This is a genomic window from Microcoleus sp. C2D2 (genome assembly GCF_036702495.1).
In the GTDB taxonomy this organism is placed as follows: domain Bacteria; phylum Cyanobacteriota; class Cyanobacteriia; order Cyanobacteriales; family Microcoleaceae; genus Microcoleus.
Genome location: NZ_JAUBTO010000074.1, coordinates 24,926 through 38,366, shown reverse-complemented (window position 1 = coordinate 38,366; position 13,441 = coordinate 24,926). Strand labels below are relative to the sequence as shown.

General features: G+C 47.0%; 7 protein-coding genes and 2 pseudogenes. 6 read left to right on the top strand and 3 right to left on the bottom strand.

The features are described 5' to 3' along the window. Nucleotides 1–217: 217 nt before the first annotated feature. The gene (gene grpE / locus QUB61_RS22320; protein WP_333133854.1) at nt 218–1,009 is read right to left on the bottom strand and encodes a nucleotide exchange factor GrpE; all 792 of its coding nucleotides are present in this window, start codon (nt 1,007–1,009) and stop codon (nt 218–220) included. 513 nt (nt 1,010–1,522) lie between these two features. Further along, nucleotides 1,523–2,735, bottom strand: a pseudogene (locus tag QUB61_RS22315) (RNA-guided endonuclease InsQ/TnpB family protein). Nucleotides 2,736–4,194: 1,459 nt separating this feature from the next. Between QUB61_RS22315 and QUB61_RS22310 the strand changes: the two are divergent. From QUB61_RS22310 to QUB61_RS22295, 4 genes are all read left to right on the top strand, one after another. After that, complete coding sequence (locus tag QUB61_RS22310; RefSeq protein WP_333133855.1) at nt 4,195–6,204, top strand: GspE/PulE family protein; 2,010 nt, start codon at nt 4,195–4,197, stop codon at nt 6,202–6,204. Between the two features lie 103 nt (nt 6,205–6,307). Beyond that, the gene (locus tag QUB61_RS22305; RefSeq protein ID WP_333133856.1) at nt 6,308–7,402 is read left to right on the top strand and encodes a type IV pilus twitching motility protein PilT; all 1,095 of its coding nucleotides are present in this window, start codon (nt 6,308–6,310) and stop codon (nt 7,400–7,402) included. Nucleotides 7,403–7,503: 101 nt separating this feature from the next. After that, nucleotides 7,504–8,631: a type II secretion system F family protein gene (locus tag QUB61_RS22300; RefSeq protein ID WP_333133857.1), complete on the top strand. Its 1,128-nt coding sequence runs from the start codon at nt 7,504–7,506 to the stop codon at nt 8,629–8,631. Between the two features lie 245 nt (nt 8,632–8,876). Then, the gene (locus QUB61_RS22295) at nt 8,877–9,491 is read left to right on the top strand and encodes a hypothetical protein (RefSeq protein WP_333133858.1); all 615 of its coding nucleotides are present in this window, start codon (nt 8,877–8,879) and stop codon (nt 9,489–9,491) included. A gap of 610 nt (nt 9,492–10,101) precedes the next feature. Here the strand turns inward: QUB61_RS22295 and QUB61_RS22290 are convergent. Then, a pseudogene (locus tag QUB61_RS22290) lies at nt 10,102–10,260 on the bottom strand (saccharopine dehydrogenase-like oxidoreductase); the annotation flags it as partial. A gap of 184 nt (nt 10,261–10,444) precedes the next feature. Here QUB61_RS22290 and QUB61_RS22285 point away from each other — a divergent pair. Both QUB61_RS22285 and QUB61_RS22280 read left to right on the top strand, forming a co-directional pair. Then, nucleotides 10,445–12,103, top strand: coding sequence for an ABC transporter substrate-binding protein (locus tag QUB61_RS22285; protein WP_333133859.1), 1,659 nt, complete (start codon nt 10,445–10,447; stop codon nt 12,101–12,103). Nucleotides 12,104–12,424: 321 nt separating this feature from the next. After that, on the top strand, nt 12,425–13,435 hold the full coding sequence (locus QUB61_RS22280; RefSeq protein ID WP_333133860.1) for an ABC transporter permease: 1,011 nt from the start codon (nt 12,425–12,427) through the stop codon (nt 13,433–13,435). Nucleotides 13,436–13,441 lie beyond the last annotated feature (6 nt).

Here is a 13,441-nt window from a genome sequence, read left to right as displayed (position 1 = left end):
TTTTAGCAATTCTTTATAATTTACTAAATTAAAGCCGTCCTAGAAGGACGGGGCTTTCGACCCAGTTTCTTGGTAAAAACATTTTTCATAATTTTTTGAAAAAGCGCTGACCTGCTTTTAGTCATCAATTAAGAAGTTAGTGAGTCTGCCGCCTTATGGCCCCCGAATATAATTCGGGGGTCAGTGACTTTGAGGAATGCAGTAGCTTGTATCCCGATTAACTTTCCGAACTATCGGGATTTTCATCTGAGGCTACCACAGATAGCCCAGCCGCTGCAACTTTCACTTTGGCGTGCCGCAAGACGCGATCGCCCAGAATGTAGCCGCGTTCTAGTTCTTGGATAATTGTTCCTTCCTCGTGTTCGTCAGTTGGCTCGCTTAGCAGAGCTTCGTGGAGGTTGGGGTCAAACTGTTCGCCTTCGGGGCGCATCGGAGAAACCCCGATTTGCTTGAGGCTGTCTACCATTTGCTTGTAAACGCTTTGGTAGCTTTTGTGAATGTTCATTTCGCCATCGGTTTGCGGCTTGATGTGCGATCGAGCGCGCTCGAAATTGTCAATTACCGGCAACAGGGGTTTGATCGTCAGACACCTTGCCTGTAGATCTAGCTCTTCTTTTTCCTTTTGGGTGCGCCTGCGGAAGTTCTCAAAATCTGCAGCTAGGCGGAGATTTTGATTTTTGAGCTCTTCTAGTTGAGCGGATGCGGCTTGCAACTGAGTTTTTAAAGCCTCTTTTTCATCGTTGGCCTGGGCCAGTTCCCTCTTCCAAGACTCCGCCGCGTCGGCAGTCGGACTGTTGGTTGAACTGCCTGTGACGGTAGGCCCGGATGCGTTTGCTGGCGAGCGATCGCCCTGAGCACTTTGATAAGCTCGAGCAAGTTCGAGCTCCCAATCAGCAGGTCCGTTCGAGTTTTCTGGTGCCGGCGGATTTTCGCTTGCCATTGGCGAACCCTCTGGGGTTTCCCCAGTTGAGTTAGGATCTTGATCTTGTTGTTTTTCGTCGTCAATCATAAAAGCTGCGCGACAGAACCCTATCAATTCTAGCAGATACATTCAACCCGGTAAATCTAGAGCACTCGAATTTAGTGTGTATGGCACAATGTGAAAAGAGGAAATCTCGCCAGATGTGGAGGCATTTCTCAAAGCTTTCAATAAAATATTCAAAGGGTAGTTTAGATATTTACCTATAGTATGACTGCTATCGGGGGCAACCAAAGGTTTGTGGCTTCCTAATTTTGGGTTAACGCGATCGCATTTATAACAAGTTTTATAAGTATATTCGGCTGTTACGTATACTAAAACCTTTCCCCATTAGGAGGCTTGATGCTTCAACGTTTGCTTAAAAAGATACTGACTTAAAGTTATCATCGGTCTGGCTGTTTTATTCCCAAGCTGAGCCTGGCATTTTTTACCATTTGCTGCGTTTCCCAACAGGGGAGAAAGAGGAATTTGTATTGAGTGACTAAGTAGTTAGCTGTGTGCTTGTTTGACATCCTCTCCGGCCGTACCCCGGGATTCCAAGAATCACTTCTTAGGTTTCCTCTTTCCGTGACTCGACTTACATTGAGGAGTTTCCTCACCAATGCAGAGATCGATGTCTCGCCTAGGCGTTTAACGTTCCCGTGTGCCCCACGGTACGGAGTCCTAACTCAAGTATGTTCAATGCGGCGTTCCAATCTCTGTCTTGTATGTGTCCACATTGAGAACATCTATGAGTAAGTTGACTTAAGACTTTTTGACAGATTCCCCACAGTTAGAGCAATTTTGACGCTCTGTAGTGAGGTGGGACAGCCACTGCCACCACTCCGAACACTTTGCCGAAATACTCCAACCAACTGTGGAAGTTAGACCGTGCAGCATCAGAAATCGACTTGGACAACTTGCTGTTTTTAAGCAGATTCGGCACCTGCAAGTCCTCATAGGCAACCAAGTCGTTAGACTGGATGACGCACCTTGCCAACTTTACGGCAAAGTCTTTACGCTGCCGAATTACCTTGAGGTGTTTTCTACTCAGGCGATTTCTAGCTTTAACTCTGTTCTTAGAACCTTTTTGAGTACGAGAAAGCTTACGATTCAAACGCTTAAGCGCTTTTTCAGATTTTCTCAGGTGACGGGGACTATCAACAGTTTGACCATTGGAATCGGTATAAAAATGAGTCAGTCCAACATCCAACCCAATGGTTCTATTGGTCGGCTCTCTCTTCTGGATTCGTTCTTGGTCAATGCAAAACTGAACGTAGTACCCGTGGGCCCTACGCACAACTCGAACTCGTTTAATCTGCTTCAAATGATAAAAGTGCAAGTCACGGGTTCCCCACAGCTTAAAGATTCCTGCTGCAAAACCCTCGGTGAAGGTGATACTTTTCCTATCTTCAGACAGCTTAGATCCTGTCGTTTTGTACTCAACAGAACCGTGAGTTTGATGTTTTTTGAAGCGTGGGAAACCTTTCTTTCCTTCCTGGTTTGCCTTTTTTACAGTTGTCGTAGAATCGAGAAATCGCAGACCGCGCTCGTTCGTGCCGTAGCTTGTCGAGCTTGAGAATTGAGTTTGCCAGCGAACAGGGAATTCTTTCCCCAGGACAGCACAGTATGCACTCTACTCGTACTTGCCAATGCCTTTGTTGTCCATCCAGTACCTGATGAAAGAATTGCGAACAAATCTAGCAGTACGAATGGCTTCATCAAGCCTTTCATACTGCTGTTTCGTTCCCTCAAGTTTTGCCTCAAATACCAACATCTTTACACAGACATCACTAGCATAATTATACCGCATCTTTTAAAAGCCGTCCTAGAAGGACGGGGCTTTAAACCCAATGTTTCGGTAACTCAGATACTATAGCGGTTCGATCGCGTGGTGAGGTATGCCCACGCAGGCCACGGAGGCCACGGAGGCCTATGCCCGTGGGCCGGATAGTACCTCATATGAGAGCTCGAAAGGCTATAGGTTGTTAATCTTGATGCGAATTGGGGCTGTTTTTTTTCTGAGTCGATACCGCCGAAGTCGCTTGAAGTCTCGAAATTTTGCCAGTAAAATGAGATACATTAGCTCGTCTCGCCCAGGTGCTAATCTGTAGATACGATTGATATCTAATTTGCCTATTTCCCAGGTTTGTGAACCGTCAAGCTTACGTCAGCAGATTGGAGATTTGAGACGGGGCCGTGAGCGCTGAGTCGAATAATTTGAGATTTACCCCACAGATGAATCTGGGAGCTGGAACAAGAGTCTAAAATTTGGGGCGGATGGCGACTCTTGTCGGAAACTTGTATCCGTTTTCGGGCGGGGTGACAAAGATTCGGACACCAGGGTTGAATCAAAGTAAGATTGGCTGACCAAAAACTAGATCTCCTCAAAATGAGTGCAGGAGACTCAAGTAGCCGATCGGGCAGTACCAGATCGCAGATAATTAATCAAAATATATTTCACTAGACCGATCGAGACTTTCGTAAAAGCTATCATCACACAACATAGCTCATCTTTAACCTAGTAAAGCTAACCGCGCCGCAACGGGCGCTGTATTTTGAGCAAACAATTTGGGAAAATAGAATGAGCCTGGTACGGCAACACACCCCGCCCCGCTTTTCTCTCCCGGTACGGGCAATCCCCAAGTGATTTGCCCGGACGCTATAACGAGAGTATCCCGCAAGTTAATCAGGTAAGTAAGCAACGGCAGCACTTAACGAACAAGATCTGATTGCCAGCACCGGCAAATCCCTCGAACGTCTCGTCAATTTGTAGACGAAGCTTAGAGGGGACTGCAAGCTTACACTTGACAGATAGGGATTGAGCAGGAACGTCAGTAACCCCGGTCTAAAGACACGGGGCTTGCAAGAGAAATCTGGCAAGCCGTACTGACCAGACTAAGGCTTAATTGCCTACGTTTTGAGAGTCACGACACCCTGTGGATGCGTAGCTAGTCCCCTGCTCTGTCCGAAGCAATTAAACAGTTCTAAGGTCACGCTCAACAGTGTTGCAGGTCTAACAAGCTCTCGAAACATTGTCGAAGCTAACATTACCCCATTCATGGGAGGCTCAATTGAGCAAAATACTATGCGTACAGGATTGGAAGATTTGAAGCGGTAATTGTCTCGTTGAAAGTGCAATACAAAAGTACACCGAGTTAACCAATCCCAAGGCGGTAGTAAATCAAAAATATAAAGCCGTGCTTCTAGCGCGGGGTTTCTACCCATTTTTTCTGATGACTAACACATCCCAGGGGTTTCGCTCCACATCGATAGTTGCTCTGAGCAATTTTACTCCGGCTCTCAACAAGATGATTCAGGCGGGTTACGTCAACGGCGACCAATTGAAGCAAGCTCAAATTGAAAGCCAGAAGTCGGGCAAGCGGTTGACGGAGGTATTAGAAGCACTTACCGGGCAGCCGTTGCCCCCAGAATTGCTGCGGCTTTACAAGAAGCAGCAGATGTTTGAACGTAAGATAGTCTACGGGGTTGAAGCATTTGACCCGGAGATGAGCGAAATGTCTAACGAGCAACTCGGAGTTATGCTCGACGGGTTGAAGATTTCGATCGACATTTGTAACCAAGGTCGGTTTTTACCTGTAGCGAAGACTGAAACTCAGCCTCTGGCGGTTTTAGTGGCAATGGTAGATCCCGACAACCTCAACGCCATAGAAGATTTGCGGCGGATTTTACAGCCTCACGGCTTGGCTTTGCAGCGACGGGTGATTACGCCAGACGACTATCAGGACATCACTTCGGCCTATCAAGACGAGCAAGTTAAGATAGCAGCCAAAATAGCTGCAGCCGAAAAGCAGAGAAAGATGGATTTAGGGGAGGGAGATTTTGGCGAACTCTCGCTAGAAGAGGAGACTGCCGACCAAGAAGACCTAGCTAACACCTTGGACGATGCTGAGGCGGCTCCGGTAATTAAGGCCGTCAACGTCATTTTGGCTAAAGCTTTGTCGGAAAAGGTGTCTGACATCCACGTAGAACCTCAAGAAGAGTTCATGCGGATACGGATGCGGAAAGACGGGGTGCTGCAAGAGTATTTCCGGTTTCCCAAGCAGGTAGTCGCATCGATTACCGCTCGTTTCAAGATTATTGCCAACCTGGATATTGCCGAACGCCGACAAGCTCAAGACGGCCGCATCCGCCGGGTGTTTGAGGGACGCACGGTGGATTTCCGGGTGAATAGCTTGCCTTCCCGGTACGGCGAAAAAATCGTGCTGCGGATTTTGGACAGTTCCAGCACTCAGTTGGGTTTGGGTTTGTTAATCTCCGACGAAGAAACTCTGGCTTTAGTGCGAGAGAGTGCTAGCCGTCCGTTCGGACTGATTTTGGTGACGGGGCCGACGGGTTCGGGCAAGTCAACTACTCTGTACTCGATTCTGGCGGAACGCAACGATCCGGGGGTTAATATCAGTACGGCGGAAGACCCGATCGAATATGCTTTGCCAGGAATTACCCAATGTCAAGTAATTCGGGAAAAAGACTTGACTTTTTCCAACATTCTGCGGGCATTTTTGCGGCAAGACCCTGACGTGATGCTGGTGGGGGAAACGCGGGACAAGGAAACGGCCAAAACAGCTCTAGAAGCTGCTTTGACGGGACACTTGGTGCTGACGACGCTGCACACGAACGACGCGGCTGGGGCGATCGCGCGTTTGGCGGAAATGGGCGTAGAACCGTTCATGGTTTCGGCCGCTCTGTTGGGGGTGTTGGCTCAGCGTCTGATGCGGCGCGTTTGCGACAAATGCTGCACTCCTTACCAGCCTACTGCAGCAGAACTCGGCAAGTACGGTCTGTCGGCTTCTCAAGAAATTGATCTGACTGTTTACAAAGCCAACACCGTACCGGTGGAGCAAAGGAAGGAACTGGCAGAACGCGAGGAACTTTGTCGGAAGTGCGGCGGCCTAGGCTACAAAGGACGGGTAGGGGTTTACGAGTTCCTGAAAAATACTGAGCGGCTTCAAACCCTGATCACTCAAGGAGCTCCCACAGAGCAAATTAAGGAAGCAGCAGTAGAAGAAGGGATGAAAACGTTGTTGGCTTACAGCTTGCAGTTGGTGCGGGAAGGCGCGACTACCTTTGAAGAAGTCGAGCGGGTGACGTTTACTGACTCGGGGCTGGAGGCGGAAATGAAAGCCAAACGCAAGCAGGGACTTACCTGCAAAACTTGTCGGGCGGAATTGAAGCCGGAGATGCTGGATTGTCCGTACTGCTTGACGCCACGCTTTTTGGATTGATTCAGCAGTTAACTGTTGACTGTTAACTGTTGACTATTAACTGTTGGCTGTTAACTGAGCTAGATTGGTCAATAACTATCCATTCGATCGAGGAGAGGTATCTATGGGTCTGATGATTGAAGACGTACTGGAGTCCCTGGTAGAGCAAGGGGGTTCGGACATACACATCCAAGCGGGCGCGCCTATATTCTTCCGAGTCAGCGGTAAACTAACTCCTCAGACGCAATACGGCGACATTCTGGCTGCTGAGGAAGTGCAGATCCTAATTTTCCAAATGCTCAACAATATGCAGCGCAAGCAGTTGGAAATGGAGTGGGAACTCGACTGCGCTTACGGCGTTCGGGGATTGGCTCGGTTCCGCGTCAATGTGTACCGGGAGCGGGGTGCTTGGGCTGCTTGTATGCGGGCTCTGGCTTCTAAGATTCCTAATGCAGATGCTTTAGGCGTGCCGCAAATTTTGCGGGATCTGACGGAAAGACCCAGGGGTATGCTGTTGGTGACGGGACAAACGGGTTCCGGGAAGACTACTACGATGGCGGCTTTGTTGGATCTGATCAACCGGACGCGGGCGGAACACATTCTCACAGTTGAAGATCCGATCGAATACGTGTTTCCTAATATCAAGAGTTTGTTTCACCAGCGCCAAAAGGGCGAAGATACTAAGAGCTTTGCTAATGCGCTCAGAGCAGCTTTGCGCGAAGATCCTGATGTGATTCTGGTGGGGGAAATGCGGGACTTGGAAACGATCGGTCTGGCAATTTCCGCTGCAGAAACGGGTCACATGGTGATGGGAACGCTGCACACTAATTCTGCGGGTGCAACGATCGATCGGATTTTGGACGTGTTCCCGCCAATTCAACAACCCCAGGTTCGCGCCCAGGTGTCTAACTCTTTGGTGGGAATTTGCAGCCAAAATTTGGTAGTGAAAGTTGGGGGCGGCCGCTGCTGCGCTATGGAAATCATGGTGAATACTCCAGCTATGGCTAACTTGATCCGGGAGGGCAAAACTCCAATGATTTACTCCCAAATCCAAATGGGGGCGAAATTGGGCATGAGGACGATGGAAATGGCCCTCGCTGAACTTTACAAGAGCGGTAAAGTCACTTGGGAAGCGGCAATGGGCAAGGCTTCTAAGGCTGACGAACTCGAACGCTTGATCGGTCCTGCACCTGTTGGCGCCAAGGTAGGATCTCATTAATTCACTCAGCAGTCATTAGTCAGGAGTCCGCAGAAAGAACTGATGACTGATGACTGATGACTGATGATTCATAACTTTTAATAAATTTTCAGAGGTGAGCTGTGGCTACCAACGTAATCCGCGAAAAACCGAAAGGTGGCTTTGATTTCAGTAAGATTCAAGAGCAAATCGAGTATAACTTTACCAGTCTTACTGTTAAGGATATGGCTATTTTTGCTCGTCAGTTTGCGGCTATGTTTAATGCAGGGGTGGCGATCGTTAGATGCCTTTCCGTGCTGCACGAGCAGTGTTCTAATGCTAAGCTGAAGCGAGCGCTCAGGAGCATGAATGCTGACGTGCAGGAGGGGATAAACTTGGCAGAGGCGATGGCTAAGTTTCCTGATGTTTTTGACCAACTGTTTATCAGTATGGTTGCGGCGGGAGAAGTCGGGGGGGTGCTAGATGAAACCCTAGACCGTCTGGCAGTGATGATGGAAAAAAATCACAAGACGGAGGCGGAAATTAATTCGGCGATGTCTTATCCGAAGACTGTGTTTGGCATCGCGATCGTGATTTTTTTCGCAATGACCATATTCTTGCTGCCAACTTTCGCCAAAATCTTTAAGGATATTGGTGCAGATTTGCCGGCTTTTACGGTGATGATGTTGGCAATTAGTACATTTTGTACGGCTTGGCCTCCGATCCAACAGATAACAGTTATTGGGGTGATTATAGCGCTCAAAATTGCCTTCGATATGTACTACAAAACTCCAGTAGGTCGCCTACAAATTGATAGGATTGCGATGAAGTTACCTATTTTTGGAGATTTGATAGAAAAATCGGCGGTGGCTCGGTTTTGCGTGATATTTGGGTCGCTGACGCGATCGGGCGTGCCGATTCTCAATTCTTTGGAAATTGTGCGAGATGTGGCGGGGAATCAGGCGATATCTAATGCGATCGAATATGCCAGACAGGAAATTCAAGGCGGCGGCATGATCAGTATTGCTTTGCAAGAACAAGCTGTTTTTCCGTCTTTGGCTATTCAAATGATGGCAATTGGCGAGGAGACAGGGGAACTTGACAAGATGCTGATGAAAGTTGGCGCTTTCTACGAAACGGAAGTGGAAGAAGCCGTAAAAGGACTTACCAGTATGCTAGAACCTCTGATGATTGTTGTCGTCGGTGGTATCGTAGGTTCGATTTTGCTGTCGATGTATCTGCCGATGTTCGCAGTGTTCCAGAAGCTGTAAAAAAGGGCTAATTAGTTATTAGTTATTAGTTAGTACCAATTAACGCATAACCAATGACTATTTCAATTGTTCCCAGGCAGAGCCTGGGAAGGCCTTTGGAGGGGGCACAGCCTCGATTAAAAGGAGAAAACAATTTGAATGAAGGCTCTGCCTCCAAATCTTCATTATCAAGGTCTTGCTGGTAACGAGAAGCGCTCGATTAGCAATGAGCAGCAATTAGTAATTACTTATTTTTTGGTTTGAAAATGTCTGTTAAACAATCACATTACGAGGCTTTACTAGCAGAGTACAGCGAATCTTCTGCCGCGATCGCTCTGCTGAAAAAATATCGGGTTTACATGGAAATGATTCCGAGTATCCGCCGCGCCCATGATAGTTTAATCACAATTCCTTTGCCAATTGCGCGCTTGCGGGACGGGGTTTCTTATGCGGGAAGCGGCGGCACTAGCATATCGCCAGGACAGGCAGTTTGTTTGCCCTGCGATTTGGCGATTTTGATGTGCGATCCTGAATGGAAAGTTAAAATTGGAGTGGAAATTTTGATTTTCATTCATCGTCCGGGCGAAGAGTTTTCTGAGTTGCTCGGTCGCTGGCGGCAGTCTCAGGTTTGGCTGGATAAAGGTTACGAATGGGTGATGCCGCACCGCTACAGACATATTTACAGCGATGAAGCTGAGGCTGTTCATCCGCTATTTGTTTTGTTTGACGAAACGCCGGAACTGATTCAACGGGGTTTGATGGCGGCTGGTTTGCCGTTTGTGGTGGAAAGTTTCGACTCTGGAATTGAGGAAGTAGAGGAGGAAGAGTTTCTGGGTAGCGGGGAACTCGGAAGTATTGGTGAAGAGACTTTTGAGTTGTAGCCTTCGCCACGATCAGTTTTTGTCAGCCCGCTAGAAAGTCAGTGTAATAAATCTGGCTTTCATTGTTTTAAGGCATCAGAAATTACAGTGATATCCTATTTAACTTGACTTACTAATTCCGAATTACTCTCTCGGTCTAAATCTAGAGACTATCTAAGATCCTCCGAAATCAGCTTGTCTTCTTTTCGATCGAGTATTCTCCACTCTTCTTAACTGAGATTGGAATCCTTAAGTCTCTCTCTAAAGCCTCGCAATTCTTCTTTTACAGTCTCATGCCATTCCTGTCTTTCCTTTTCATTCATTGGTCATACCTTTTAAGAAGTTGGTTAGTCCAATCTAGTATTTGTAAAAGGATTTGGGTATTAACCCCAGGTGTGGAGCGCCGAACCTGTACTAATAGGTACTAATTTATGAAGACCCGGAAACAATCAATTTAGCACTTAGAAACGTTTTTGAATGGTTCGATCGGCCCTGCTTGATGAAGTTGAGCTGCCTCAGTTTATTCGCAGCCGCATGACTGTTGCCTATGGAGTTGCGGCGGGTTGACAAATACCCGAGCCATCCCGCCCTAAAGGTTTTGTATTTATTGACGCGGACTTGATTTTAGCTGTTAGCTGACAAATTGGGGCTTGATTTCGGTGGTAGTGAATAAATTGTGAATGCCTTTTTTGTGCAGCATGGCCGAGGCTTTGAGATAGCCTCTAGCGGGGCCCCAAACGTTGGCTTTCATGCTGGTTGCGTCGCCTAAAGTAAAGGTGTGAGTTGAGATTTAGCCCTCGAACATGATATCATCAGCGTGTTCTATTTGGTTGGTTAATTTAATTGGATTTGATTTTAATATAGAATTTACTAAATGAACCGCAGAGAACGCAGAGACCGCAGAGGGGAGAGAAAGAGCCAATTAGAATTTTATTGATATGAGTACAATTTTCTATTAAACAGGAGCTATTGAGATGAAATTGTTAAAATCCTGGCGTTTATTTTTATTAGGTCTAGTTTTTGGGATGGCTGTAATTTTATCAAATTGCGGCAGTCCTTCAAACACGGTTAGCAATAATTCTCCAACTCCGACAACTCCTGCTGCGGTTCCGGCTGGGGCTTTAGTCTACGGTGCTGGCGGGCAGCCGGTCAATCTGGAACCGGGAAATATTACTGACGGGAATTCAGTTATTGCGATCGACCAAATTTACAATCGCTTGACTGATTTCAAACCGGGAACTGTGGAACTTGAGCCGAGTCTCGCTACTGAATGGTCAAGTTCTACAGATGGCAAAACTTGGACTTTTAAGTTGCGTTCCGGGGTAAAGTTTCACGACGGTACAGATTTTGACGCGGAAGCTGTTAAGTTTAATGTCGAGCGCTGGTGGGATGCGAAAAATCCTAACAGTTATCGAGAATCTGGCAAAACTTATCAAATTTGGAAGGATTTTTTTGGTGGCTTTAAGGGAGATAAAAATTCCCTGGTAAAAGATGTGGCAGTTGTTGATAAGTCTACGATTAAGTTTGTTTTAAATCAACCTTTTGCTGCTTTTCCCTCGGCGATTGGGTCTGGTTATTTCGGGATGGCGAGTCCGGCGGCGGTGAAAAAAGCGGGTGCTAAATACGGCACTCCGGGGTCGCTGGCGGTGGGTACGGGACCTTTTGTGTTTCAGGAATGGCGATCGGGCGATCGCATTGTTTTGGATAAAAATCCGAATTATTGGAAAACTGGCGCGCCAAAAGTCAATCAATTGGTAATTCGTTTTGTTGACGATCCGGCGGCGAGACTGGCTCAGTTGCGAGCAGGACAACTTGATTTTACTGTGGATTTAACGCCGGATCAACTGCAAGAAGTTCAGGGAGATCCTAATTTAGAAGCTGTTGTGCGACCTTCTTTTAATGTCGGTTATTTAGCGTTAAATCCGAGTTACGAACCTTTGTCAAAACCAGAAGTCAGGCGGGCGATTGCCCAAACAATTAACAAGCCAGCAATAGTCCAAGCTTTCTGGGGAGAACTCGGAAAACACGATCCGCAATTTATCCCGCCTGCGCTGAATTGGGCGGGGTCCGATCGAGTTAAAGATTATGAATTTAACCCGCAGCAAGCTAAAGCAATGCTGGCGAAAGCCGGTTATCCGAACGGTTTTGATTTGGATTTGTGGTATATGCCCGTCAGCCGTCCCTATTTTCCCACGCCGAAGCCGATCGCTGAGGCTTTTGCGGCGGATTTGAGCGCGATCGGGATTCGGGTCAAATTGCTGACAAAGGATTGGTCTGCTTATTTAGCCGATCGGCTAAAACCTCCCGGCTTTCAAGCTTTTATGATGGGTTGGACAGGAGATTATGGCGATCCAGACAATTTTTATTATCCTCACTTCGGGCCTGGTTCGACGGCGGATTTGGGAAATTGGAAAAATCCGAAAGTTCTGGAACTTTTGGATCGGGGGAGGGCGAGTGGGGATAAAGCAGCTAGGGCGAAAATTTATGCGGAAGTTAGCGAGATTTTGCATGGGGAAGCTGTGCGTTTGCCGATCGTACATTCGCAGCCGCTTTTAGGGAAACGCAAGAATATTCAAGGTTGGATTCCGAGTCCTTTGGGGTCTGAGTCTTTTGAAGATGTTAGTAAGTCTTGAATATGGGTGGTTTTACCTGCATATATTGGTGTAGGGGCGGGTTTTACGAGAAATATATGAAATAATTTAGTAGATTCATAAACCCGCCCCCTTCTCTTCGCGGTTCCCTAAGAAAGGGCGGGTTTATCCATATCCTTGGTTACTACAAATATTTTTCGTAAAACCCGCCCCTACCAACCATATGCGGTTCCCTAAGAAAGGGCGGGTTTATCCATATCCTTCGTTACTACAAATATTTTTCGTAAAACCCGCCCCTACCAACCATATAACGATATGTGAAAATGCAGCAAAATCCGAGCCGAGCGAATCTCTCTTAAAAAAATGATTAATTACATTGTTAAACGTTTGCTGGGACTATTGCCAGTCCTTTTCGGAATCACTCTGCTAGTATTTACTTTTTTGCATTTGATACCGGGAGACCCCGCTACAGTGCTTTTGGGAGAACGGGGAACTCCCGAACAAGTCGAAGTTTTGAGAGCAAGTTTGGGTCTGAATCAGCCTTTACCTTTGCAATATTTAGCTTTTTTAGGGAGTTTGCTGCGCTTTGATTTGGGAAATAGCATTATTAGCGGTATTCCGATAATTGATGAAATTAAAAGTCGCTGGCCTGCTACTTTTGAACTGTCTGTCGTGGCGATGTTGGTAGCACTTTTTATCGGAATTCCGGCGGGGATTTTGGCTGCTGTTCGGAAAAATAGCTGGCTGGACAATCTCGCGATGAGCGGTTCGTTAATTGGCGTATCTTTGCCCGTGTATTGGTTGGGATTGATGTTGATTTATTTGTTTGCTGTTTATCTGAAATGGCTGCCTCCCAGCGGGCGGATTAGTGTAGATTTGGGGTTTGGTTTTAAGTCGATTACGGGTGTTTATGTTTTGGATGCGTTGCTGAGGTGGGATTTGGCGGCTTTGCGGGATGCGATCGCCCATTTAATCCTTCCAGCTTTGACTTTAGGAACTATTCCTCTGGCTATTATAGCTCGCATCACTCGTTCTGCGATGCTGGAAGTGCTTTCTCAAGATTACATCCGCACTGCGAGGGCTAAGGGATTGCCGGAATATTGGGTGATTTTGAAACACGCTTTGAAAAATGCGTTTTTGCCGATCGTCACAACTATAGGTTTGCAGTTCGGCACTCTTTTAGGGGGCGCTATTCTGACTGAAACGATTTTCTCGTGGCCGGGAATTGGTTCTTGGATTTACACCGGTATTCTGACGCGGGATTACCCAATTGTCCAAGGAGGAGTAATTTTTGTGGCTGTAACTTTTGTACTGATTAATCTGGCGGTTGATATTTCCTATGCTTTTTTCGATCCGAGAATTCAGTACCGTTAATGAAAA

Excerpts from the sequence above, each read along its gene's own strand:
- grpE (WP_333133854.1), bottom strand. The coding sequence starts at position 1,009 with ATGATTGACGACGAAAAACAACAAGATCAAGATCCTAACTCAACTGGG.
- QUB61_RS22310 (WP_333133855.1), top strand. The coding sequence starts at position 4,195 with ATGACTAACACATCCCAGGGGTTTCGCTCCACATCGATAGTTGCTCTG.
- QUB61_RS22305 (WP_333133856.1), top strand. The coding sequence starts at position 6,308 with ATGGGTCTGATGATTGAAGACGTACTGGAGTCCCTGGTAGAGCAAGGG.
- QUB61_RS22295 (WP_333133858.1), top strand. The coding sequence starts at position 8,877 with ATGTCTGTTAAACAATCACATTACGAGGCTTTACTAGCAGAGTACAGC.
- QUB61_RS22285 (WP_333133859.1), top strand. The coding sequence starts at position 10,445 with ATGAAATTGTTAAAATCCTGGCGTTTATTTTTATTAGGTCTAGTTTTT.
- QUB61_RS22280 (WP_333133860.1), top strand. The coding sequence starts at position 12,425 with ATGATTAATTACATTGTTAAACGTTTGCTGGGACTATTGCCAGTCCTT.